This window comes from Mitsuaria sp. 7, from assembly GCF_001653795.1.
In the GTDB taxonomy this organism is placed as follows: domain Bacteria; phylum Pseudomonadota; class Gammaproteobacteria; order Burkholderiales; family Burkholderiaceae_C; genus Roseateles.
Genome location: NZ_CP011514.1, coordinates 574536 through 598158, shown reverse-complemented (window position 1 = coordinate 598158; position 23623 = coordinate 574536). Strand labels below are relative to the sequence as shown.

At 67.6% G+C, this 23623-nt stretch carries 18 protein-coding genes; 13 read left to right on the top strand and 5 right to left on the bottom strand.

Features of this window, described 5'->3' with window-relative positions:
• The first annotated feature begins 742 nt into the window (after nt 1-742).
• On the top strand, nt 743-2281 hold the full coding sequence (locus tag ABE85_RS02625) for a fumarate hydratase (RefSeq protein ID WP_067269817.1): 1539 nt from the start codon (nt 743-745) through the stop codon (nt 2279-2281).
• Nucleotides 2282-2384: 103 nt separating this feature from the next.
• Here ABE85_RS02625 and ABE85_RS02620 read toward each other — a convergent pair whose 3' ends face one another.
• Nucleotides 2385-3266, bottom strand: a complete 882-nt coding sequence (locus tag ABE85_RS02620) for an AraC family transcriptional regulator (RefSeq protein ID WP_067281689.1) — start codon at nt 3264-3266, stop codon at nt 2385-2387.
• Between ABE85_RS02620 and ABE85_RS02615 the strand changes: the two genes are divergently transcribed.
• Nucleotides 3265-4554 carry a M23 family metallopeptidase gene (locus tag ABE85_RS02615; RefSeq protein WP_082938257.1) on the top strand — a complete coding sequence of 430 codons (1290 nt, stop codon included), beginning with the start codon at nt 3265-3267 and terminating at the stop codon, nt 4552-4554. The genes ABE85_RS02620 and ABE85_RS02615 overlap by 2 nt on opposite strands.
• An 18-nt stretch (nt 4555-4572) precedes the next feature.
• On the opposite strand, the gene ABE85_RS02610 is transcribed toward ABE85_RS02615, so the two are convergent.
• The gene (locus tag ABE85_RS02610) at nt 4573-5910 is read right to left on the bottom strand and encodes a mechanosensitive ion channel family protein (RefSeq protein ID WP_231993212.1); all 1338 of its coding nucleotides are present in this window, start codon (nt 5908-5910) and stop codon (nt 4573-4575) included.
• Between the two features lie 137 nt (nt 5911-6047).
• The gene (locus ABE85_RS02605; RefSeq protein WP_067269813.1) at nt 6048-7001 is read right to left on the bottom strand and encodes a histone deacetylase family protein; all 954 of its coding nucleotides are present in this window, start codon (nt 6999-7001) and stop codon (nt 6048-6050) included.
• Between the two features lie 118 nt (nt 7002-7119).
• Between ABE85_RS02605 and ABE85_RS02600 the strand changes: the two genes are divergently transcribed.
• The 11 genes from ABE85_RS02600 (at nt 7120) to ABE85_RS02550 (ending at nt 19451) form a co-directional block, all read left to right on the top strand.
• A complete protein-coding gene (locus tag ABE85_RS02600; protein WP_067269811.1) occupies nt 7120-8073 on the top strand; it encodes a MoxR family ATPase in 954 nt (317 codons plus the stop codon).
• Between the two features lie 22 nt (nt 8074-8095).
• Nucleotides 8096-9136 (top strand): DUF58 domain-containing protein, encoded by a 1041-nt coding sequence (locus ABE85_RS02595; RefSeq protein ID WP_067281684.1) that lies wholly within the window; start codon nt 8096-8098, stop codon nt 9134-9136.
• A 145-nt stretch (nt 9137-9281) separates the two neighbouring features.
• The gene (locus ABE85_RS02590; RefSeq protein WP_067269808.1) at nt 9282-10079 is read left to right on the top strand and encodes a CPBP family intramembrane glutamic endopeptidase; all 798 of its coding nucleotides are present in this window, start codon (nt 9282-9284) and stop codon (nt 10077-10079) included.
• Nucleotides 10080-10331: 252 nt separating this feature from the next.
• Nucleotides 10332-10523 (top strand): hypothetical protein, encoded by a 192-nt coding sequence (locus ABE85_RS02585; protein ID WP_067269806.1) that lies wholly within the window; start codon nt 10332-10334, stop codon nt 10521-10523.
• A gap of 27 nt (nt 10524-10550) precedes the next feature.
• A complete protein-coding gene (locus ABE85_RS02580) occupies nt 10551-11378 on the top strand; it encodes a CPBP family intramembrane glutamic endopeptidase (RefSeq protein WP_067269804.1) in 828 nt (275 codons plus the stop codon).
• Nucleotides 11371-12090 (top strand): nucleotidyltransferase domain-containing protein, encoded by a 720-nt coding sequence (locus ABE85_RS02575; protein ID WP_067269802.1) that lies wholly within the window; start codon nt 11371-11373, stop codon nt 12088-12090. Before ABE85_RS02580 ends, ABE85_RS02575 begins: the two co-directional genes overlap by 8 nt.
• A gap of 147 nt (nt 12091-12237) precedes the next feature.
• Nucleotides 12238-14298: a DUF3488 and transglutaminase-like domain-containing protein gene (locus tag ABE85_RS02570; protein WP_067269800.1), complete on the top strand. Its 2061-nt coding sequence runs from the start codon at nt 12238-12240 to the stop codon at nt 14296-14298.
• 17 nt (nt 14299-14315) lie between these two features.
• Nucleotides 14316-15596, top strand: coding sequence for a lytic murein transglycosylase B (mltB, locus tag ABE85_RS02565; protein WP_310732598.1), 1281 nt, complete (start codon nt 14316-14318; stop codon nt 15594-15596).
• A 77-nt stretch (nt 15597-15673) separates the two neighbouring features.
• Complete coding sequence (locus ABE85_RS02560; RefSeq protein ID WP_082938256.1) at nt 15674-17851, top strand: glycoside hydrolase family 13 protein; 2178 nt, start codon at nt 15674-15676, stop codon at nt 17849-17851.
• 269 nt (nt 17852-18120) lie between these two features.
• Complete coding sequence (locus ABE85_RS02555; RefSeq protein WP_067269797.1) at nt 18121-18690, top strand: outer membrane beta-barrel protein; 570 nt, start codon at nt 18121-18123, stop codon at nt 18688-18690.
• A gap of 86 nt (nt 18691-18776) precedes the next feature.
• Nucleotides 18777-19451 carry a tetratricopeptide repeat protein gene (locus ABE85_RS02550; protein ID WP_067269795.1) on the top strand — a complete coding sequence of 225 codons (675 nt, stop codon included), beginning with the start codon at nt 18777-18779 and terminating at the stop codon, nt 19449-19451.
• Between the two features lie 89 nt (nt 19452-19540).
• Here ABE85_RS02550 and ABE85_RS02545 read toward each other — a convergent pair whose 3' ends face one another.
• Both ABE85_RS02545 and glk read right to left on the bottom strand, forming a co-directional pair.
• Entirely contained in the window at nt 19541-22321 is a 2781-nt protein-coding gene (locus ABE85_RS02545) for a TonB-dependent receptor (protein ID WP_197507180.1), read from the bottom strand.
• 262 nt (nt 22322-22583) lie between these two features.
• Nucleotides 22584-23594 (bottom strand): glucokinase, encoded by a 1011-nt coding sequence (gene glk / locus ABE85_RS02540; RefSeq protein WP_231993211.1) that lies wholly within the window; start codon nt 23592-23594, stop codon nt 22584-22586.
• Nucleotides 23595-23623 lie beyond the last annotated feature (29 nt).

Below are 23623 nucleotides of genomic sequence, written 5' to 3'. Positions count from 1 at the left end.
CCGAGTCAAAGGCGACCACCACCACCTGACACGGAGCTTCGGCGGATGCCGCAGGCGAAGTGCGTAAGCGGTGACCCTGCGAACCAGGGAGCCTCTGAGCTGCCTGAAATTTGAGCGAAGCGGGGTGTTAGGTTATGAGGGTAAAGAGGCACCTGCGCAAGGCTGCGCGCACAAGAAGCGCAGTAATGGCCTCGTACAAGCGGACGGGCTTGACACCTTGCATAACCACCGAGGTGACGAATTCGCTTTCAATCTTCAAAGCGACTTCTCCGCCAGCTTCTTATCACCGATCTTGGTGGAACGGGCCACGTTCTGGCCGTTGATCATTTTTGTGGAAGTGCCAAATTCCGTTGCGAACGGTAAGGGACAAGATTTAGTCGCGTTGTGGTATGCAACTTGCGCAAGTCTGCAACCACCGCGCTAGGGTCAAATACTTTGTGAACTTGGCACACGACTCCGATTCTCGAAGCGGACTCCTCAATAAGGAACGCGAAGCCGCTCACTCAACCCCGGATACCTGAGCGGGTTGTTGAAGCCATTTTGTGCAAAAGCTGGCTTGTGCAAAAAGGTATTAGCCGCTTGGTTTATAATCCCTACGCGCTCTTGCCCCTATGGCAGGCTGCGCAAGTGTGCGAGACCCTCAGAAACCGTGCGAGCACCTGACCACAGCTCTTCCCAGCGCCAGCAGGGTGTCGGGGCACTTGCGATAATGGGTGGTTGATCCTTGAGGACCGCAAAGACCATGACCACCATCCGCTACGCCGACCTCGTCGAAAGCGTCGCCGCCGCGCTGCAGTACATCAGCTACTACCACCCGGCCGACTACATCCAGCATCTGGCGCGCGCCTATGAACGCGAGCAGAGCGTGGCCGCGAAGGACGCGATCGCGCAGATCCTGACCAACTCGAAGATGTGCGCCGAAGGCCGCCGTCCGATCTGCCAGGACACCGGCATCGTCAACGTGTTCCTCAAGATCGGCATGGACGTGCGCTGGGGCGACTTCCCCGGCTCCATCCAGGACGCCGTCAACGAGGGCGTGCGCCAGGCCTACAACCACCCGGACAACAAGCTGCGCGGCTCGGTGCTCAGCGATCCGATCTTCGAGCGCAAGAACACCAAGGACAACACGCCCGCGGTGATCTTCATGGAGGTCGTGCCCGGCAACACCGTCGACGTGATCGTCGCGGCCAAGGGCGGCGGCTCGGAGAACAAGAGCAAGGTCTACATGCTCAACCCGAGCGACAACATCGTCGACTGGGTGCTCAAGACCGTGCCGACCATGGGCGCGGGCTGGTGCCCGCCCGGCATGCTGGGCATCGGCGTCGGCGGCACGGCCGAGAAGGCCGCGCTGCTGGCCAAGGAAGCCCTGATGGACGACATCGACATGTACGAGCTGCTCGAGCGCGGTCCGAAGGACAAGCTCGAGGAACTCCGCATCGAGCTGTACGAGAAGGTCAACGCGCTGGGCATAGGCGCGCAGGGCCTGGGCGGCCTGACCACCGTGCTGGACGTCAAGATCAAGACCTACCCGACGCACGCGGCCTCCAAGCCGATCGCGATGATCCCGAACTGCGCCGCCACGCGCCACGCGCACTTCGTGCTCGACGGCTCGGGCCCGAGCTACCTCACGCCTCCGAGCCTGGGCCTGTGGCCCGACGTGAAGTGGGCGCCGGACTACAACAAGAGCAAGCGCGTTGACCTGAACACGCTGACCAAGGACGAAGTCGCCAGCTGGAAGCCGGGTGACACGCTGCTGCTCAACGGCAAGATGCTCACGGGCCGTGACGCCGCGCACAAGCGTATCCAGGACATGCTGGCCAAGGGCGAACCGCTGCCGGTGGACTTCACCAACCGCGTCATCTACTACGTCGGCCCGGTCGATCCGGTGCGCGATGAAGTCGTGGGACCGGCCGGTCCCACGACGGCGACCCGCATGGACAAGTTCACCGACATGATGCTGGAGAAGACCGGCCTGATCGCGATGATCGGCAAGGCCGAACGCGGCCCGGTCGCGATCGAGTCGATCAAGAACCACAAGTCGGCCTACCTGATGGCGGTGGGCGGTTCGGCCTACCTCGTGTCCAAGGCGATCAAGCACGCCAAGGTCGTCGGCTTCGAGGACCTGGGCATGGAAGCGATCTACGAGTTCGACGTGGTCGACATGCCGGTGACGGTGGCGGTGGACGCCGGCGGCACCAGCGCGCACATCACCGGCCCGGCCGAGTGGCAGCAGCGCATCGCCGCAGGCAAGCCGATCAAGATCCCGGTGGCGGCGGGCTGAACGCCCTGCCCCGCGTGATCGCCAGCGTCGCGATCACGAACGACAAGACCACCCTCGGGTGGTCTTTTTCATTGCGTCGTCGATGCCGCGCTGGTCGGATCGATCAGGCTTGCACAGGGACGTGGAAGTCGATGACCGAGCCCGGCTCCTGAGGATCGAAGCGGCCGTCGTACAGCTCGAAGTCGGGCCCGTCGATGACCTTCAGGCCGGAGGCTGGGAGGAGCTCCCCCCAGATCATCGCCATGGCCTGCTTGACCTGCGGATGCAGCGCGGTGCCGTTCAAGGTGATGCGGAACACCGCGTAGGTCGCGGCCGGGATCTCCATCGCCGAGAAGCCGGGCGGCGGCACGCAGTCCGGCTCGACGCCGACGCCCGCCATGTACTGGAAGCCGCCCTCCGCCTGATCGACGTCGGAGACGACGCCGTAGGTGGCCCAGCTCGCGACCTGACCCTCGAACGGCAACCGGCCGATCAGCGCGGACCACAGCTGAGGGATCTCGGCCTTGGTGGCCTGGTCGAAGCGGCGCGTGGGACCGGCGACGCGGAAGGCAGGGAGCTTCGCAAGCTCCGGCAGTCGGATGACCGAGGTGTCCTGGGCGATCGGGAGAGTCATTGGGAATTGGCCTTCAATGGGGTCGACGGCGAATCCGCTGCGGAAGCGCCCCGGCGAGACGCCGAACACGCGCTTGAACGCACGCGTGAACGCCTCCTGGGATTCGAAGCCGCAGTCGAAGGCGAGCTCGACGAGGGGGAGATCGGGGTCATGGCAGAGCCGCCGCGCACCGCGCACGAGCCGGCGTCCGCGCACATGCGACATGACGCTGCGCCCCATGCGCGCGGTGAACAGCCGCGAGAAGTGATACGGCGACAGGCCTGCCTGCGCCGCGACCTGTTCCAACGTCAGCGGCTGGTCGAGCTGCTGCTCGATCCAGGCGACCACGTCGGAGAGGACGTCAGTGGTGGGAGGCGTCGTCGTGCTGTCCATGCGGATCATCATCTCAAAGGCAGCGGGCGCGCGTCCTGACCGAACTTGCTGTCGCCCCGCGTGCGGCGTGCCTTCCGGCACTTCGCGTCGCGACCGCATCGCGCGTATCACTGCGGGCATGAACGATCCCTTCGACGGGCGGGCGCGCCTTCCGCGCCGAACCTTCACGGGCGCCGCCATCGCGATGCTCGCCACGCCGCCGACCTTCGCGAGGGCGACGACGATGGCGACAACGGTCGACGCTGATGCGGCGACGCGACTGAGCCGTCCACGGTTGATCGCGCCCGGAGGCGCCGTGTGTGTGGAAGGCGTGGACGAACTCGTCGGCGAGATCCACTTCGCCTGTCCCGCCGGCGAGCCGTCACCGACAGCACTGCGACTGCTCGAAGCCGATCGCGACGGTCGCGACGATCGCGGCGATACCTTCGCGGAGTTCGAGGACGCCGCGCTGACGCGGCGTCTCGCGCGCATCGACGATGATCGGATCGTCATCCACGTGGAGCTGCGTTCGCGACCAGGGCGCCCCCTGCCCTCCCGCCTGTTGCCCATCCTCGCGCGGGGTCCGGATCGCGAGATCCGGGGTGATGTGCTCGCCGTGCCGGCGCAGGGCGTGACGGTCTTCGGTCCTCCGCTCCGAGACGGCCTCTGGGTCGCGATCCACGATCCAGCCTGGGCGCGCGGTCACCGGCGTGTCGGATTCCAGCAGACGGATCGCTGGACGATTCCCGGCCGACATGCGATCGACTTCGTCCAGGTTGATGCGGAGGGACGCATCGCGCGAGGCGACGCCGACAGACCCGCCAACCACTTCGGCTACGGGGCCCCGGTATTGGCCGTCGCGGACGGCGTCGTGAGCGCCACGCGGAACGACATGACCGAGACGACCTCGATTGCCGGCAACCGCCGTCATCCGTTGATCGATGCGCCGGGCAATCACGTCGTGCTGTCGCTCGCGGGCGGAGGGCACGTCTTCTACGAGCACCTGCGCCCCGGCAGCCTGACCGTGCGCCCCGGCGATCGCGTGCGGCAGGGGCAGGTGCTGGGAGCACTCGGATTCAGCGGCGACTCCACGGGTCCCCATCTGCATCTGCACCTCAGCGATGAATGTGTGCCGAACACGGGTGAAGGCTTGCCGTTCGTGTTCGAACGCTTCGAGCGGCTGGGCGGCTATGACGACCTCGCGACGCTGGGTCGCGCCAGCTGGCAATCCGCTCCGGAGGGGGAAGCGCTCACGCGCCTTCGGGAGAAGCCAGCCTCCCATCGGGTGATCCGCTTCACCGCAGCGTAGCCCGCCTGTCGATGGTGCCTACTTCTCCGCGGGAACGACCGGCGCCACGGGGCCTTCCACCACCGTCCGCAACACCCGCTGCGGGAACGGGATATCGATCTCAAGGCGATTCAACAAACGCAGGATCGCCAGGTTGACGTCCGAGCGCACCCCGCCCTGCCCGTTGTGCGGATCGGAGATCCAGAACCCGATCGTCAGCTCCAGCCCGTCGGCGGCGAAGTTGCTCAGCGCCACCGACGGCGACGGTTCGGACAGCACGCGCGGGACGCGCTTCACTTCCTCGATCAGCTGCGGGAACAGCGCGTCCACATCGGTACCGTAAGCCACCTGCACCACCGTCGACACGTTCACCTGCGGGTCGGCGAGGGAGAGGTTCTCGACCCGCGTCGTGATCAGCGACTCGTTGGGCACGATGGCCTCGCGGCCGTTGAGCGCGCGGATCACCGTGTAGCGCGTCTTGATGTCGCTGATGCGGCCTTCGAAATTGTCGACCTTCACCATGTCGCCGATGCGCAGCGAACGCTCCGCCAGGATCATGAAACCGGAGACGTAGTTCGCCGCGATCTTCTGCAGGCCGAAGCCCAGGCCCACGCCGACCGCGCCGCCCAGCCACGACAGCGCGCTCAGGTTCAGGCCCACCGTGTTCAGCGCCACCATCGTGCCGACCACCAGCAGCGCCGTGCGCGTCAGGTTGACCGCGATCTTGCGCATCGACAGGTCGAGGACCGACTTGCCGCGCAGCAGCCGCGACTCGATCACCGACGACAGCCACAGCACCACCAGCAGCACCGCGCCGACCTGCAGCACGCCCAGGAGCACGTCGTAGACCGTGATGTAGGCCTTGCCGTTCTTCGGCAGGAAGGTCAGATCCGCGTCCTGCAGCTCGTCGATCAGGATCGGCAGCACGCCGATGATCCACAGGATCGATCCCAGCCACGCGATCCACGACACGCTGCGCTCCAGCAGCTTGATCCCGACGGAGTCGGGCATCGTGGCCCGCAGCACGCGCGCGACGAGCCGGATCACCACCAGCGACAGCAGCACCGGGATCACGACGCGGAACAGCGCGACCGGCTCGCCCAGCAGCGGCATCACCCGCCGCGCGCCCAGCGCCAGCAGCAGCGCGATGACGGGGAACAGGACGCCGTCGAAGACGCGATGGCCGAGCAGCACCGAGTGATGACCCGGCGCCGCCGTCACATGCTTGCTGATGCGGTAGACGATCAGCCAGGACAGCGCCAGGCAGGCCAGCACGAGGCCGAATTCGATCAGCGCCTGCGGGCGCGCCAGCATCGTGAGCAGCGACTCCAGTTCGCGCAGGCTCAGCGTGTGGTTGAGGGAAGAGGTGGTACCCAAGGCGTTGTTCAAGGAGGAGATCAAGTCGGCGTCCGGCGCGGGCCGGGTCGTTCAGTCGATGGGGATTCTGGGTGGGCGCCAGCGCGCGGGCAGTTGCGGGCAGTTGCGGCCGGTCCGGGCCGGATTGTGGCGCCGGCTCAGATGCCGGCCAGCGTCCGCAGGTGCACGCCGACGCTGCGCGCCAGCGCGCCGAGGTCGTAGCCGCCCTCCAGGCAGGACACGATGCGGCCTTTCGAGTGACGCCGGGCCACGTCCATGATGCGCAGCGTGATCCATTCGTAGTCGGCCTCGACCAGGCCGAGCTGCGCCAGTTCGTCGTCGCGGTGCGCGTCGAACCCGGCCGAGACGAAGATCATCTGCGGCTTGAAGCGCTCCAGCGCCGGCATCCAGAGCGACTCGATCATCTCGCGCACCTCCGCGCCGCGCGTGTACGGCGGCACCGGCACGTTGAGCATGTTGGCGCCCTTGGGCTCGGTGCCGGAGTACGGATACAGCGGGTCCTGGAAGATGCTGACCATCAGCACGCGGTCGTCGCCGGCCAGGATGTCCTCGGTGCCGTTGCCGTGGTGGACGTCGAAGTCGATGACCGCGACGCGGTCCAGGCCGCGCACGTCCAGCGCATGCCGGGCCGCGACGGCCACGTTGTTGAAGAAGCAGAAACCCATCGTCTGGTCGCGCGTCGCGTGGTGCCCGGGCGGGCGGACCGCGCAGAAGGCGTTCTCGGCCTTCCCGTCGACGACCAGGTCGGTCGCCTGCACCGCCGCGCCCGCCGCGCGCAGCGCCGCGGACCAGGTATGCGCGTTCGCGCAGGTGTCGGGGTCCAGCGCCTTCATCGGGTTGGGCACGCCCTGCCTGGCCTGCGCCTCGAGCGCCTCGAGTTCGGACTTCAGCTCGGCCACGTAACGGGCTGTATGCGCGCGCTCCAGCGACCTGAGTTCAGCGCGCGGCGCCTCATGGCGGTCGAGCGCGACATCGACGCCGTTCGCGATCAGCCAGTCCTCGATCGCGCCCAGGCGCTGCGGGCATTCCGGGTGACCGGCGCCCATGTCGTGACGGTGGCAGTCGGGGTGGCTGATGAAGGCGGTGCTCATGGTCGGCTCTGGCACGGTCGGGGCACGGGGCGGGGCACGGTCGGATCGCGATCAGGGGATGGCCGGGACACGCACGGCGCTTCGCCGGAGCGAACGCATTCTGCGATATCGTGCGCCGATGAGTTCAGACGCTCCGACCCTCGCCTCCCAGCCGCTGACCGACCTGCGCCGGCAGATTAGCACGATCATCAAGGGCAAACAGGCGCAGACGGAGGACTGTCTGGCCTGCCTGCTGGCCGGCGGCCACCTGCTGATCGAGGACCTGCCCGGCGTCGGCAAGACGACGCTGGCGCATGTGCTGTCGATCTCGCTGGGGCTGCACTTCTCGCGCGTGCAGTTCACCACCGACCTGATGCCCTCGGACCTGGTCGGGGTCAACATCTACCAGCCCGGCGCGCAGGCGGCCGGGGGCAATCCCTTCCAGTTCCACCCGGGCCCGGTGTTCAGCCAGGTCCTGCTGGCCGACGAGATCAACCGCGCCGGCCCGAAGACGCAGAGCGCCCTGCTCGAGGCGATGGAGGAATACCAGGTCAGCGTCGACGGCACGACGCATCCGCTGCCCCTGCCCTTCTTCGTCATCGCGACGCAGAACCCCAGCGAGCAGCTCGGCACGCACCCGCTGCCGGAGTCGCAGCTGGACCGTTTCCTGATGTGCATCAGCCTGGGCTATCCGGACCGCCAGGCCGAGCGCGAGCTGCTGATGGGCGGCGACAGCCGCGAGCTGCTGCGCTCGCTCAAGCCGGTGATGACGCCGGACCAGCTGCGCGCGCTGCAGCGCGCGGTGCTGGCCATCCATGTCTCGCCGGCGCTGCTGGACTACGTGCAGGCGCTGCTGGAGGCGACGCGTTCCGGCGAGTGGTTCCAGGAAGGCCTGAGCCCGCGCGCCGGCCTGGCGCTGCTGCGCGCGGCGCGTGCGAAGGCGCTGCTGAGCGGGCGGGACTACGTCTCCCCGGACGACGTGCAGGCGATCCTGCCGCAGACCATCGCGCACCGGCTGCGCCCGCGCGGCGGCAGCGCCCGCGGCGCGCGCGAACAGGTGCGCGCGATGATGGCCGCGGTGCCGCTGCCCTGAACTGCCTTGGACTGACGTGCGCGTGCCTTCCTGGAAGTTCCCCTCGCTGAAGCTGCCCGCCGTGCGCTGGCCGTGGCAGCGCCGCTGGGAGAAGTGGTGGCAGGGCCGCCACCCGGCCAGCGACACGACCGCGCTGACGCAGCGCAACCTGTACATCATCCCGAGCCGCCCGGGCGCCGCCTTCGTGGCGACGCTGCTGGTGCTGCTGCTGGCCTCGATCAACGACCAGCTGAGCCTGGGCTACCTGCTGACCTTCGTGCTGGCGGGCGCGGGCATGGCGTCGATGAACGCGACGCACGCCAACCTGCGCGGCCTGAAGCTGGACCTCAAGACGCCGTCCGCCACACATGCCGGCCAGCCGCTGGCGCTGGACATCCGGCTGCACAACACCGGCGCGGCGCGTTTCGGCGTCGGTCTGCGACTGCCCGACACCAAGACGGCGGACGCCGCCTACGCGGACGTCCCGGTGCAGGGGCACGCGCAGCTGCACCTCCAGTTGAGTTTCGCGACCCGCGGCCGCCACGCGCTGCCGCGCCTGCGCATCGAATCGCACTTCCCCTTTGGGCTGTTCGTGACCTGGAGCTACTGGCGCCCGGCGGCGCAGGCCTGGGTCTATCCGACCCCGGAGCTGGACGCGCCGCCCGCCGCCGCGGTCGAGGAAGGCCTGCCGCAAGGCCAGGGCCAGCCGGGCCTGGGCGACGACCCCGGACTGCGACCCTACCGGCACGGCGATTCGCCGCGGCAGATCCTCTGGAAGAAGTCGGCGCTCGCGCTGGCGCAGCCGCAGCCGCCGACCGGCGGCGGCAGCGGTGGCGGAGGCGGTGCCCCGCTGCTGGTGCGCGAACGTCTGGGCAGCCGCGCCAGCGAGCAGTGGCTGGACCTCGCCGCGACGCGCGGCCTGCCCTTCGAGCAGCGCGTGTCGCGCCTGACGGCCTGGGTGCAGCGGGCGGAGGAAGAAGGCCTGCCCTACGGCCTGAAGCTGCGGGACATCGCGATCGAGCCGGACCTGGGACCGGACCATTTCCGCGTCTGCATGGAAGCGTTGACGCTGGTCCAGGAGTAGTTCGAGCTTGCTGCGCGGACCAGCGCAGCACCCGCCGCGCCAACAGGAATCAGTGATTGGCTTGGCTCAATCCGGTGGTTCCGGCTGCGGAGTTGACTCTCATCGGCCATAGCCGGCAAGACCCGACCCCGCAAGACTATGCGTCATGACTCTCCGTCAACGCACAGCCTCCCTGGCGCGGGTACTGCTCGGTCTCTACCTGCTCGGCAACGTCACCTACCGGCTGAGCCTGTGGGTCTGCCTGGACCTCCTGCACGTCCCGCCCCTCCATGCGCTCCTGGGCGCGTCGGTGCTGACCGCCGTGCTGGATCTCGTCGTCGTCCATCTGCTCTTCGGGCGCGGGCTCGTGGTGAGGCTGGCCGGCTGCAGACCGGACCGGCGTCCGGTTCAGCTCGGCGTGCTGATGGCCATCGGCCTCGTCGCGTCGATGGTCCTGGGGGCGATGTTCGGCGGGGTCCAGTGGACCCCGCAGGACACCCGCCACGTCCAGTGGGTCTACCTGATCGGTTGCTCGTTCCATGCCGCGGTGTCCGAAGAACTCCTCTGCCGATTCCTCGTGCTCGACCGACTCGGACAGATCGTCGGCCGGGCGCCCGCTTTCGTCTTGCAGATCCTGCTCTTCGTCTACCTCCACCTGTTCGGACCGCCGCTCGACCTGCGCGCGGCGAGCCACCTGGCCCTGGGCGCCGTCATGATCGGCTCCTTCTATCTCTGGAGCCGATCGCTGCTCGGCGCGATCGCCCTGCACCTGGCCTACAACGTGCTGGTCTCGCTGACCTTCGGTGCCTCGCTGGACGGGCTCGCCCTCTCCCCGATGATGGTCGGCGACGATTTCTCCCTGCGCCACAGCCACCAGGCCAGCGCCGTCTTCATGTCCTGCCTGTCGATCTGGATGCTGTGGAACATCCGACGACCGCGGCGGCTGCCGACGTACATCCTCTGATCCCGAGTCACGGCCTGAATCTGAGCGATTCCGCGAAGAGCTGGATTCGGAAAACCCACAGGTTTCAGTGAGTCTGATGACCCAATGTGCTGGCACCTGCAGGCAATTTGGCTTTCATCAGCCATAGCTGGCAAGCCCTGACCCCGCAAGACTGTGCATCAGCTCAGTTGCACATCCTTCATCGAAAGGATGCCGACGCAACCAGGGTTGGTGTTCGGGCGCCACCTCTCATGCGCCCTCTTGGAAATCAACATGCGCGAACTTGAACTTCATGAACTCGAGATGGTGTCCGGCGGGGATGCCGCAGCCACGCGAATCAACGGGACGAATCCCTGGGGAGAAATCACCAACGAACGTTCCTGGCTGGGCGCCCAGTGCCAAGCCTCCGGAGGTTGGAGCTTGTACTGCTTCGATTTCGCCATGAAGTACGGCAACGCTTTCTGATCGGCCAACGACGACCTGGAGCTTGCGATGCAGATGCAAGGACAGTTGATCTTCACGCGGGCCGGCATCGCGCTCCGGGTCGTCTTGATGGTGCTCTTTGCAGGTGGGGTTGCCCCCTGGCTGACGCTGCGAGCATGGGAGCAACTGCCCCATCCCTTTGAAACCCATCTGGTTGTTGGCGCCGGCGTCACGCGCGCGCTCGTGACGCTCTGCATGGCCTGGCTCCTCTTTCCCTATGCCTTCCGCAGCGACGCCAGACACCCTGCGAAGCGCAAGGGGTCGCTGCGCATCGCCCCGATCATCGCCATTGCGGCGATCCTCGCGAGAGTCGGCGCAGTGGTGGCAACACCGAACACGCAGGGCCATTGGCATGGCTTCACCTGGACGCAGCTTGGCTACCTGACAGCTTTCGGAATCGGAACCGCCGTCTTCGAAGAAGTCCTCTTCCGTTTCGTTCTGCTGGGACGTCTCGCGCAGGTCGCCGGCATACCCTTGGCTTTTACGGTTCAGGTGCTTCTCTTCACCCTTGTGCATCTGGATAGCGGTCCCGTCGCGTGGAGTCAGATGTCCCATGCCGCTTTTGCGGGGTGTGCACTGAGCCTGATCTACCTCAAGAATCGTTCGCTCTGGCCTGCCATCACCCTGCACTTCGTCTACAACGTGCTGACGGCTGCAATCTTCGGCATCAGCATCGACGGGGTTCAGGTCTATCCGATGCTTGTCGCTGACAACTTCGGCAAAGTCAACGGCGTGATGGCCGCGGCGATCGCCTTTGCTGGCTGGACAGGCTTACTCGCCATCAAGCGCCTGCGCGCGCCACGCCAATCATTCGTCACAGGAGTCGTTCATGGATGAGCAAGATATCCTGGAATTCTCCCGGACCCATTACCCCGGCTTCGAGTTCGTGCTGCACTTTGGATCTACGGCACATGGCATGGCCCGTGAGCATTCAGACATCGATCTGGTGCTGGTATTTCCGGAAGCCATCCACCCGTTTCGCGAGACCAGACGATGGCGAGGCCATCTCTTCGACAGCTGGCTTTATGACATCGAGAGTCTCAACGGCCTCATCCATGCCGGTCGCACGGGTCGCAACCACGTGATGCTCGACATTGTGTTGACCTCACGCGTCCTCCCCCTGCCGACGCCCCGATCCGATCTATTGAAGACAGCGGCCCAGCGGATCCGGAAGGCAGGACCGCTTCTCGCGGATCGGAACGACTTCCGCCACGTGCTGACCAGCCTCATGGACGACTTGAAGCAGTGTGACGATCCTGTCGAAGGGACAGCCGTCGCCCTCGATCTCCACAACGTGGTCCAGCAGATCCTGCTCAGCCTCCTGGGTGCGGGTGGCTTCCGGAAATCCCATGCGATCTCGCGGCTTCGCAACCATGACCCGGTGTACTTCAGTGAACTGACAAATGCCATGGCGCTCGCCGTCCAAGGGAAGCACGATCCACTCCTCACCGCTGCGGGACGACTCCTCGCTCAACTTGGCGGTCCATTGCGAGAAGGGCATCGAGCCGCGTTGGAAGGAACGATCCGGATGCCACTCCCCGTGATCTGAGATCTTTCGAAGGTTTTCCCGTTGATCGTCTCGCCTCGTTTCTCCGGCGCGCCGCCGGCGAGTCAGTCCGAGGTGTGCTACGTTGCGTCCTTCCGAGCAATCCCCTGAACCGCCGCCGCGTCACCTCGTGACGCGGACGCCGACGCGATGAGCGCCTCCCTCCCCACCGCCGCGCCGGCCGGCGCGATCAAGCACCGCAGTCCGCTGCCGCGCGAAGCGCGCGACACGCTGTTCCTGCTCGCGATCATCGCGGCCACGCTCGTCCCGCATGCGGGCCATCTGCCCTGGTGGTGCAGCCTGCTCACCGCCCTCATGCTCGGATGGCGCGCGCGCCTGGCGTGGCGCAGCGAGGCGCTCCCCGGACGCTGGAGCCTGCTGGCCGTGCTCGCGCTCGTCATCGGGCTGACCTTCGCGACACACAAGACCATCCTCGGCCGCGAGGCCGGCATCACGATGCTCGCGATGCTGATGGCCTTGAAGACGCTCGAGCTGCGCGCCCGGCGCGACGCCTTCGTCGTGTTCTTCCTCGGCTTCTTCCTGGTGCTGACGCAGTTCCTGTATTCGCAGTCGCCGCTGATCGCGCTCTGGATGATCGGCTGCGTCTGGGCGCTGCTGTCGGCGCTGGTGCTGGCGCAGATGCCGCAGGGCGTCCCCAGCCTGAAACTCGCCGCCCGCATCGCGGCGCGCAACACGCTGATCGGGCTGCCGGTGATGGTGGCGCTGTTCCTGCTCTTCCCACGGTTCCCGCCGCTGTGGGGACTGCCCAAGGACTCGGGCGCGCGCACCGGGCTGTCGGACTCTATGAGCTTCGGCGCGTTCGCGGATGTCGCGGTCGACGACACCATCGCGATGCGTCTGCGCTTCGACGGCGCGCCGCCGCCCCAGCCGCAGCTGTACTTCCGCGCGCAGGTGCTGACCCGCTTCGACGGCAAGACCTGGACCACCTCGCGCGTGACCTGGGCGCCCGGCGACGACGCCCCCGCGCTCGAAGGGCCCGTGTTCCGCTACGAGGTCACCATGGATCCGCTGCGGGTCAGCGTGATCCCGCTGCTGGAATTCAGTCCCGGCGCCACCGGGGCACGGCTGCCGGTCGGGCGCCTGATCGCGACCCGCTTGCCGCAAGGCCAGTGGCAGGTCGGGCTGCCGGTCGCCGAGGTCCTGCGCTTCCGGCACGAGGCCTGGCCGCGCGCGGCACCGAGCACACGGCTGGGACGCGCCGACCGCAATGAATCCCTGAGTCTCCCGCCGGGCGTCAATCCGCGTGTCCGCGCCTACGGCGCGTCGCTGAACGAGCGCTTCGCCGCGCTGGACGAGGACGCGCTCGCCCAGGCGGTGAGCCGGGAACTGCTGACGCAGATCCGTCGCGACGGCTTCGGCTACACCTTGGCGCCGGGCGCTTATGGCGAGACGACACCGGATGCGATCGACGAGTTCTGGTTCGACCGCAAGCTCGGCTTCTGCGAGCACTTCGCGTCCGCCTACGTCGTGCTGATGCGCGCGGCGGGCGTGCCGGCCCGCGTGGTCACCGGCTTCCAGGGCGCCGATCCGAACCTGCAGGACGGCGACCTGATCGTGCGCATGAGCCAGGCGCACGCGTGGGCCGAGTTCTGGACGCCCTCGCGCGGCTGGCAACGCGCCGACCCGACCGCAGCGGTCTCTCCGGAACGCATCGAGGGCCGGCCACTGCGGCCCGAACCCGGCCTGTTCACCGGCGCGCTCGACCAGCTCCGTCCCGGCCTGCTGACGGACCTGCGCGCCGCGTGGGAAGGCCTCAACGCCCGCTGGCAGCGGACGGTGCTGAACTTTTCGACCGGCGACCAGATGAGCCTGCTCAAGCGGCTGGGCTTCGACAACCCGGACTGGACCACGCTGGGACAGGTCGCCGGCGCCCTGTTGACGGCGACGGCCGCGATCGGCGCCGGCGTGGCCGCCTGGCAGCGCAGACCCCACGATCCGTGGTCGCGCCAGCGCCTGCGGGTGCGACGCGAGCTCGATCGGCTCGGCCTGGCGACCCGCGACGACGAGACGCCGCGCCGCTGGGCGGCTTCGCTCGTCGAACGCCACGGCCCGCGGGCCGAGGCCGTCGCGGCCTCGCTGTTGCAACTGGAAGCGCAGCGCTATCGCCAGGACCTCGTCGCCGCCACGTCACAATGGCAGCGTCTGTTCGCGGAGCAATGCGCCGCGCTCCGGCAAGTCCTGACCCGCTGATCCGTTTCATCGCCCGCATGACCGCCTTCCGCCGTACCCGCAGTTACTCCCCCCGCCGCGTGTTCCTGAGCACGCTCCTGCAGACCGCGATGAGCGCCTCGCCGCTGATGGCCGCGCTGGCCGCGACGCCGGTGATGGCGCAGTCGCCGGCGTCGGCCGGACCTCATGCCGCACCGCACGCCGCATCGAAGGCCAAGTCCGCCAAGCCGGCGAAGCCGGCGAAGAAGCCCGCGAAGAAACCGGCCGTGCTCCCCGAATACGGCGATCGCGCCGACGTCATGGCCTTCGCCGATGCGCAGGCCGAATCGCTCGGCTACCGGCGCGAGGAGCTGCGCGCCGTGCTGGCGCTGGCGCGCCCGCAACCCTCGGTGCAGCGGCTGATCCTCCCGGGGCCGCCCGGGCAGGCGAAGGACTGGGGCGCGTACCGGCAGCGCTTCGTCGAGCCGCAGCGGCTGCAGGCGGGCCTCGCCTTCTGGGCGACGCACGAGGCGGCGCTCGCCCGCGCCGAGGCGACCTACGGCGTGCCGGCGGAGGTCATCGCCTCGATCATCGGCGTGGAGACCTTCTACGGCCGCATCATGGGCGGCTTCCGCGTGCTGGACGCGCTGGCGACGCTGAGTTTCGACTACCCCTCGCCGCTGCCGCCGGGTGCGCGTGACCGCAGCCCGTTCTTCCGCGAAGAGCTGCGCCAGTTCCTGATCCTGGCGCGCGAGAACGGCCTGGACCCGATGGCGATGAAGGGCTCGTACGCGGGCGCGATCGGCTGGGGCCAGTTCATGCCGGGAAGCTGGCGCCGCTACGCGATCGACTTCGACGGCGACGGCCACGTGGACCTGATCAACAGCCCGGTCGACGCGATCGGCTCGGTGGCCAACTTCCTGAAGGAGCACGGCTGGCAGCGCGGCATGCCCACGCACTACGAGGTGCAGGTGCCCAACGACACCGCGGCGCGGGCGCAGCTGCTGATCAGCGACGTGCTGCCGCAGCTGGACGCGCGGCAGTTCGAATCGGTCGGCGCGCAGCTCTCGCCGCAGGGCCGCACGCACGCCGGGCCGCTGGCGCTGATCGAGCTCCAGATGGGCGGCGCCGCGCCGGTGTACGTGGCCGGCACGCAGAACTTCTACACGGTGACGCGCTACAACCAGAGCAGCTATTACGCGATGGCGGTCATCGAGTTCGCCAACACCTTGGCGAGCTGGAGGAAGGCGACCGGGTCGACAGCGCCCACCGGCGCGACACAGGCACCGACTCCCGCACCGGCATCGGCACCCGCATCGGGCGCAGCTCGCGGGAACTGAGGCCGGCCCGGCCGGGCACGCCGGGATGCGGAAGAACACCAGCATCCCTGCGCGTCGCTTCGGGGTAGCGTCGGCCCATGACACCGCTCCTCCGCATTCCTCGCCGCTTGCCCCGCCGCCTGTCGTGCATGTCGCTGTTGATGCCGCTGCTCGCGCTCGCCCAGGCGCCGGTGCCGGCACCGGTGCCATCGGCGGCGGAAGCTCCGGCTTCCTCAGCCTCCGCGGCCGCCCTGCCCGCGCTGACGCCGATCGCCGCGAGCCTGCGCTACGACTCGCGCCTCGCGGAGTTCAAGAAGCCGTTCGGCGCCTTGCCCGCCAAGAGCTGGATCGACTTCCAGCTGACCGCCCTGCCCGGCGTGGAGAAGCTGGAACTCGTCGTCGAGCGTCGCCGCGTCGAAGGCAATGAAGACCTGATCGCCTACGCCGAGGAGGCCCGCGTGCCGCTTCACAAGGCCGGCGCGGGAGCCGGCGCCGCTGCCGGTCGCGACGTGTGGAAGGCGCGCCACCGCTTCGGCGCGCCGGGCGTCTACGGCTACTACTTCGTCGCCACCATCGCCGGCGCGCGCTACGTCGTGCAGAACAACGCGGACACCATCTACTGGACCAAGGAGAAGGGGTCGATGGGCGCGGCCACCGTGGCTCCGATGCCCGACAGCCCCGATGCCAAGGGGCCGGTGCCGCCCTTCGCGATCCGTCGCTACCGGCAGACGATCCATGCCTCCGACTTCGCCGTGCCGGACTTCGCCCGCGACCTCGTCTACTACTACGTCTTCCCCGAGCGTTTCCGCAACGGCGACAAGACCAACGATCCGCAGGTCGGGAAGGCGAAGTACCAGGACCACGGCATCGAGCGCCATCCGCGCTGGCTGGACCGGCCGTACAAGCCCGGCAGCGGCGACGGCTCGGACGCGGTCTACAACAACGACTTCTTCGGCGGCGACCTCGCCGGGATCATCGACAAGCTCGACGATCTGCGCGACCTCGGCGCCAACGCGCTCTACCTCACGCCCGTCTTCCAGGCCGCCAGCAACCACAAGTACGACACCGGCGACTACAAGCGCATCGATCCGGCCTTCGGCAGCAACGCGGACTTCGAGCGCCTCACCAGCGAGGCCGGCAAGCGCGGCCTGCGCGTGATCCCGGACACCTCGCTGAACCACGTCGGCGCGGACTCGCCCTACTTCAACCGCTTCGGCAATTTCCCGGTCGGCGGCGCCTTCGACAAAGGCAAACCCAACCCCGCCTCGCCCTACGCGAGCTGGTTCAAGTTCGACCTGACGAAGACGACACCCGACGACCAGTACGCCGCCTGGATCGGCATCAAGGACCTGCCCGAGCTCGACAAGTCCAGCCGCGCGTTCCGCGACTACGCCTTCGGCCGGGACGGCGTGATGCAGTTCTGGTTGGACCGCGGCGCGGCGGGCTGGCGCATGGACGTGGCGCCGTGGGTGCCGGACGACTTCTGGCGCGCCTGGCGCATCGCCGTGAAGCGCCACCAGCCCGGCGCGCTGACGATCGCGGAGACCTGGTTCGACGCGAGCAAGTTCTTCCTCGGCGACACCTTCGACGCGACGATGAACTACATCTTCCGCAACACGGTGCTGGACTACGCCGCCGGTGGCAACGCGGAGCGCCTCTACCAGAACCTCGAGCTGCTGCGCGAGTCCTACCCGGCGCCGTCGCTGTTCGCGTCGATGACGCTGCTCTCGTCGCACGACCAGCCGCGCGCGCTGCATCACTTCGGCGTGCGCGACGACAGCCCGCCGGAGAAGATTGCCGAGGCCAAGCGCCGCCTGCTGCTCGCGGTGTTCTTCCAGATGAGCTACCCGGGCGCGCCGACGATCTACTACGGCGACGAGGTCGGCCTGGGCGGCGGCGAGGATCCGTACAACCGCGCGCCCTATCCGTGGGCCGATGAAGGCGGCCAGCCCGACCTCGCGCTGCGCGAACAGTTCAAGCGCCTGGTGGCGATGCGGCACGCGCAACCCGTGCTGCGGCACGGGACCTTGTCGGCGCCGATGTGGCTCGACGAGCACGTCATCGTGCTGCTGCGCCAGGACGGCCAGCGCACTGCGATCGTCGCGATGAACAACGCCGCCGAGCCGATGCGCGTCGAGCTCACGCTGCCGGCCGCGCTGCGCGGCACGCCGTTCATCGACGCCATGACGCCTGGCGCACCGATGAAAGCCGGGGCCAACGGGAAGCTGCTGGTCGAGATCGGACCGATGTCGGGACGCGTGCTGGTCGGGGATTGACGCGACAAACGCGACGAGGCGGCCGGTCGAAGCCTTTGCCGGCGTCGGACTGTTCTCGCATGTCCACACCCGTCTGATCGAGAGCGTCGCTCTGCATTCCTTGCGTCGCCGCTGCTCCGATGTCGATGGCGCCTGAATGCGAATAGGCGGAAAAGGCGAATCCTTCTATTCTTTAAATGCGACGAGTTGCTCGCATTTATCCACGGGCCATCTCCATCGATGTGCCCCTTCTTCAGCACGACCGATGTCGACATCGGAAAGAAGCAGTCATGAATCGAACTCCCCTCCTGCTCGCGGCCTTGTTCTTCGCCCTGTCCGCCCAGGCGCAATCAGCCAGGACCGGTGACGGCAATGTCTATGGCCTCGTGGCGATTGGCCAGGGGCACCTCAACGGCGCCTGCGGCGGCGTGCCGCGCTGCGACGCCAACGCGGTCGGCGGCAAGGTGACGATCGGGTATGCGTTCTCCAACGGCTTCGCCATTGAAGGCGGCTTCGCCACCTTCGGAAAGTACAGCGGCGGCGATGCGACCGGCAGCCTCGACGGCAAGACGAGGGCGCTCACCCTGGGCGGCGCGTACACCGCGGCGCTGACCCCGAGCATCGGCCTGACCGGACGCGTGGGTCTCGCGCGCGTCCGCAGCGAGGCGGTGGCCAACATCGGCGCTATCAGGACCAAGTACACCGGCACCAGCACGCAACCTATCGTGGGCGTGGGACTGAATTACGCCGTGACCGACACCGTCCGTCTGGAAGCGGGCGTGGACGTGACCCGTGCCAAATTGCTGGGCGAGCGATCCAATGTACGCTTGGTCTCGATCGGCGCCCGCATGGACTTCTGAGGGACGTCCTTGGGTGCCGGGATGCGCGGCCGGCCGTGGCAGGCGGCTGACCGCGCGCCGCCCTCCCCATCGACGAAGACAACACCATGCGCCAGGAATCCACCGCGATCACGCGGACACGACTCACGTTTCGCGCGACCGCCGGCCTGTTGACGCTGGCGCTGAGCACTTCATGGACTCCCGCGGCGCAGGCCCAGTCGCTGGCCGACCTGCGACAGCAATTCGAGGCGCCGTCCAAGGCCAAGGACTGGAGGGCGGCCGAGGCCGTGGCGCGGCGGATGGTGGCGCAATCGCAGAGCGACGCCTCCGACTGGCGGCAGCTCGCCCGCGTACTCGCGGCACAGGGCAAGAACGTCGAGGCTGCCGAGGCCAGGCAGGAACTCGTCAAACGCCCCGGCGCCACGAGCAACGACTACAACAACCTCTGCTGGTCCCTGCTGGAACGCAATCAGCCGCTGGATGCCCGTCCGTTGTGCCAGACGGCGGTGGACCTGGACCCCACCCATGCCAATGCGCTCGTGAACATGGGGCACAGCTTCCTGCTGGCATCGGACCCGACGCAGGCCACCGTCTGGTATCGCAGGACGCTGACCCACCTCCAGAAGGAGGAGGACCTCCGGGAAGGACCCTTGTACGACCTCGACCTGTTCATCAGGAAAGGCTGGGCCGTTGCCGATGCACGGGCCGCCAGGCAGTGGTTCGAGCAGACCTGGCCTTCGGTGCAGGCCTCGCGTCAGCCGCGGAGCACAGCCAAGGAATGAAGCCCCGTCCGGCTATCGCCGGACGGGGCTTCATCGCTCGCAGGACCTGAACCGGTGGACCGATCGGAGCCTGACGATTCAGAGGCTCATCAGAACTTGTACGTTGCGCCGATCAGGTAGGTCCGGCCCCACTTGATGTATTCCAGCGGGCGGTCCTTCGTGGCCGCATAGGTGCGGTAGGCCTCGTCGGTCAGGTTGTTGACCTGCGCCAGCAGACCCAGTCCCTTCAGCGGACCTTCGGTGAAGTTGTAGCCGATCTGCGCGTCGACGATGCTCTCGCCGACCACGTAGCGCAGCGTGCGCGCGCCGTTGAAGTTGCCGATCTCGCCGATGAAGTCCGAGCGCTTGCGCTGGCTGATGCGGGCCTCGAAGCCGTTGGCCTCGTAGTACGCGGTCAGGTTGTACACATGCTTGGACAGGCCCGGCAGCGAGATGTTGCCCGAGCCCACGCTGCTCGCGCTTTCCGGATCCTTGATCTGGATGTTGCTGCTGTTGAAGCTGGCGCTCGCGACGATGCCGAAGCCGTTCAGCGATTGGCTGATCAGGTTGAACGGCAGCGAGGCGGTCAACTCCAGGCCGCGCAGCTTGCCGCCCTGGCCGTTGTACGGCGCGGTGTAGGTGCCGATCGGTTGCGCGGCGGGCTGGCCCGGCTGCGGCGTGTAGCCGGCGACGAAGCGCGAGAAGTCGTAGCGGTCGTTGCCCTGCGTGTAGATGTAGCTGCGCAGGTCCTTGTAGTAGCCCGCCACCGACACATAGGCCTTGGAGCCGAAGTACTTCTCCCAGGACAGGTCGACGGCATTCGCGCGCCACGGATCGAGTTCCGGATTGCCGCCGCTCGCGCCCGGCTTGCCGGTGTTGGAGTCGACGCCGAAGTCCAGCGCCGATCGCAGCTGGTCCACCTTCGCGCGGGCCATCTGCTTGGCGACCGCGAAGCGCAGCGTCTGGTCATCCGTCAGCGACCAGGCCAGGTTCAGCGCCGGCAGGTAGTCGGTGTACTTCTTGCCGCCGTTGAGCGGCTTGACCTGCTGGCCCGCCGGGGCCGTGCCGTCGAAGTAGTTCGACTGCGACGACTGGTCCGTGTGGATCACCTGCAGACCGACGTTGCCGCGCATCGGGATGCCGAAGGCCGACGAGTCGATGTTGCCCTTGAAGAACAGCGTCGCGACCTTTTCCTTCACGTCCCAGGCCTTGGAGATCAGGTAGCTCTCCGTGTCCGTCGGGTTGAAGGTCATGTAGCGGCCGACGGCGCCCGGCACGTTCCACGCCGGGATCATGCCCAGGCCCGCGAAGCTCAGGTCCACCGGGCTGTACTGGAACTCCGATCCGATCGCCGTGTTGCCCTGCGCGCCGACGTTGATCGCGCCTTCGGGCTGGCGCTTCTTCTTGGACCGGTCCGCGTAGTTCAGGCCGACGTCGATGTCCGAGAACCAGCCGTTCACCAGCGCGGGCGCGGGCATGTTGCCCACCAGCTTGAAGCCGGTCAGCTCGTCCTTGACGCTGGGCGTCTTGCCGTAGCCCGAGCCGTAGATGGTGTTCTGCAGGTACAGCTTGGTCGGGTCCGAATAATTCAGGCCCGGCACGATCTGCGAGAAGTCGCCCGACTTGAACGCCAGCTTGACGTTGTCCAGCGGGATCGCGCCCGGCACCGCCAGCAGCTGCGTGTTGTTCTCGAGGTTGATCTCGTTGCGCGTGGCGCGCGAGTAGTTGACGTCGGCCGTCAGCGTCAGGCCGCCGGCCAACTTCAGCTTGTTGTTCCAGCCGGTGGCGACGATCTTGTCGTCGCGCTTGTTGTACATGCCGCGGACCAGCGGGTACGCGTTCAGCAGCGTGCCGCCGGTCTGCGTGTTGGCGCTGTTGGTCGTGACGCCGGACCAGTCGAGCGGCGCGTTGTTGCCGTTCCAGGTCATGCTCATCTCGAACTGGTTGGCCGTGTCTTCCGCCTTGGCCTTGGTCCAGAAGCCGTCGACGACGCTGGTCCAGTTCTTGGTCGGGCGGAACTCGATCGTGCCCATCAGCGCGTCGCGTTCGGTCTTGCCGGTGCGGCGCAGCGCCTTGATGCCGCCCGAGTTGTAGGTGCCCGCGGCCAGGCCGGTGCGGGCCGAGGTGTCCCAGGGTTCGTACAGGCCGACCTGCTCTTCCTGCGTCGGCGTTTCCTGGTGCGCGTAGCCCAGCGACACGCCGATGGTGCGGTCGGCGAATTGGTCGATGTAGCTGGCGCTCAGGCGGTTGCCGAAGGCGCTGGCGTCCGCCGCCTTGCCCAGCGAGTTGCGCTGGCCGCGCGCGTTCAGCGTCACCACGCGGTTGCTGAAGTTGAGCGGACGGACCGTCTGCATGTCGATCGTGCCCGACAGGCCCTGGCCGACCAGGCCGGCGTCCGGCGTCTTGTAGACGACCACGCCGCTGAGCAGCTCGGACGGGTACTGGTCGAACTCGACGCTGCGGTTGTCGCCGGTGGAGACCAGCTCGCGGCCGTTGAGCAGCGAGGTCGCGAAGTCCGGCGACAGACCGCGGACCGAGATCACCTGCGCGCGGCCGGCCACGCGCTGGGCGGACAGACCGGGCAGGCGCGCGATCGATTCGGCGATCGACACGTCGGGCAGCTTGCCGATGTCTTCGGCCGAGACGGCCTCGACGATGGAGTCGGAGTTTTTCTTCACCGAAATCGCGGCCTCGATGCCGCGGCGGATGCCGGTGACGGTCACGGTTTCCAGCTGGCGGTCGGCGGCGGCTTTCTCGGCGGCGGCCCTGTCGGCTTCGGTCTGAGCCTGTTGCGCGTGCGCGGCGCCGGCCATGAGGGCCAGCGTCATCAGGCAACCGGCAGCGACGGGCTGCACCCGGAACAACTCGCGCGAGGCGTGCGATGTCTTCATTTCTTTGTCTCCTGTTTGAACGACGGTACCCAACGTTCTGAAAAGAATTCTGTACTAAAACTAGATCACGATCCAAGCTCTCGCAAACCCTGGACGTCGCAAACCACAGGCGCCATGGCGGAAAAACGACGAAGTTACGTCGGGTTTCCACCTACAAACCTGTGAATTAGGGAGAAGAAATGAAAAACGGCGGCCACGCGGGCCGCCGTTAAGAGAGGGTGATGTAGCTGGACTACAACCAGCCTTTGCCTGAACTACACGCTCAACGCACCGACTGCTCCAGCGCGAAGGCCGCGCCCGCCAGGGCGGTCAGCGTGTCGGTGATCAGGACGCAGGGCACCGAGGCCAGGTAGGGCGCGAAGCGGCCCTTGTCCTCGAAGCGCGCCCGGAAGGACGACTGGAAGAAGCGCTCGCCCAGGCGGGGCACGATGCCGCCGCCGATGTAGACGCCGCCCCGCGCACCCAGCGCCAGCGTGACGCTGCCGGCGAAGCTGCCGAGGAAGGCGCAGAACTGGTCCATCGTCTTGACGCAGATGGCGTCGCCGGACAACGAGCCCTCGACGATCTGCTCGGCCGTCAGGCGCCGCGTCGACGCCTGACCGGCCACGGCCGCCACCGCCGCATGCAGCGTCGGCAGACCGATGCCGGACAGGAAGCGCTCGGCGGAGACATGGGAGAACTCCTTGCGCGCGGCGGCCAGCAGTTCACTCTCGTAGTCGTTGGTCGGCGCCAGCGTCATGTGACCGCCCTCGCCCGGCAGCGCGACCCAGCCGCCCGAGGTCTCGATCACGCCGCCGACGCCCAGGCCCGTGCCCGGGCCGATCACCGCGAGCGTGCCGCGCGGCGTGGACAGCGCAGGTCCCGGCACGGCCGACACCTGGTCCGCGCGCAGGCCCGGCAGCGACAGCGCCAGCGCTTCGAAGTCGTTCAGCAAGCGCAGCTCGTCCAGACCCAGGTCGGCCTGCAACTGGCTGCGCGAGAAGGTCCAGTGGCTGTTGGTCAGCTCGATGCGGTCGCTGTTGATCGCCGTGGCCAGCGCCAGCGAGGCGCGCCTGGGCCGCGCCGTCACGCCCAGGCCGGCGAGCTCCTTCAGATAGGCCTCGGCCGCGGCCCGCAGCGACTCGTAGTGGGAGACCGGCAGCTTGCGCACGTGGTCCACGGCCTTGCCGGGACCATCGACCCAGGCGAAGCGGGCGTTGCTGCCGCCGATGTCCGCCACCAGCCACGGATAACCCGCGGCATCCCCACCCTGCACACCCTGTTCTGCTTGCACTGTTCTTGTCCTGCTCTCTGACTGGAAGT

Coding starts and splice junctions, on each gene's coding strand:
- ABE85_RS02555 (WP_067269797.1), top strand. CDS start 18,121: ATGAATCGAACTCCCCTCCTGCTCGCGGCCTTGTTCTTCGCCCTGTCC.
- ABE85_RS02545 (WP_197507180.1), bottom strand. CDS start 22,321: ATGAAGACATCGCACGCCTCGCGCGAGTTGTTCCGGGTGCAGCCCGTC.
- ABE85_RS02620 (WP_067281689.1), bottom strand. CDS start 3,266: ATGGACAGCACGACGACGCCTCCCACCACTGACGTCCTCTCCGACGTG.
- ABE85_RS02585 (WP_067269806.1), top strand. CDS start 10,332: ATGCGCGAACTTGAACTTCATGAACTCGAGATGGTGTCCGGCGGGGAT.
- ABE85_RS02550 (WP_067269795.1), top strand. CDS start 18,777: ATGCGCCAGGAATCCACCGCGATCACGCGGACACGACTCACGTTTCGC.
- mltB (WP_310732598.1), top strand. CDS start 14,316: ATGACCGCCTTCCGCCGTACCCGCAGTTACTCCCCCCGCCGCGTGTTC.
- ABE85_RS02590 (WP_067269808.1), top strand. CDS start 9,282: ATGACTCTCCGTCAACGCACAGCCTCCCTGGCGCGGGTACTGCTCGGT.
- ABE85_RS02615 (WP_082938257.1), top strand. CDS start 3,265: ATGCGGATCATCATCTCAAAGGCAGCGGGCGCGCGTCCTGACCGAACT.
- ABE85_RS02600 (WP_067269811.1), top strand. CDS start 7,120: ATGAGTTCAGACGCTCCGACCCTCGCCTCCCAGCCGCTGACCGACCTG.
- ABE85_RS02605 (WP_067269813.1), bottom strand. CDS start 7,001: ATGAGCACCGCCTTCATCAGCCACCCCGACTGCCACCGTCACGACATG.
- ABE85_RS02580 (WP_067269804.1), top strand. CDS start 10,551: ATGCAGATGCAAGGACAGTTGATCTTCACGCGGGCCGGCATCGCGCTC.
- ABE85_RS02570 (WP_067269800.1), top strand. CDS start 12,238: ATGAGCGCCTCCCTCCCCACCGCCGCGCCGGCCGGCGCGATCAAGCAC.
- ABE85_RS02560 (WP_082938256.1), top strand. CDS start 15,674: ATGACACCGCTCCTCCGCATTCCTCGCCGCTTGCCCCGCCGCCTGTCG.
- ABE85_RS02575 (WP_067269802.1), top strand. CDS start 11,371: ATGGATGAGCAAGATATCCTGGAATTCTCCCGGACCCATTACCCCGGC.
- ABE85_RS02625 (WP_067269817.1), top strand. CDS start 743: ATGACCACCATCCGCTACGCCGACCTCGTCGAAAGCGTCGCCGCCGCG.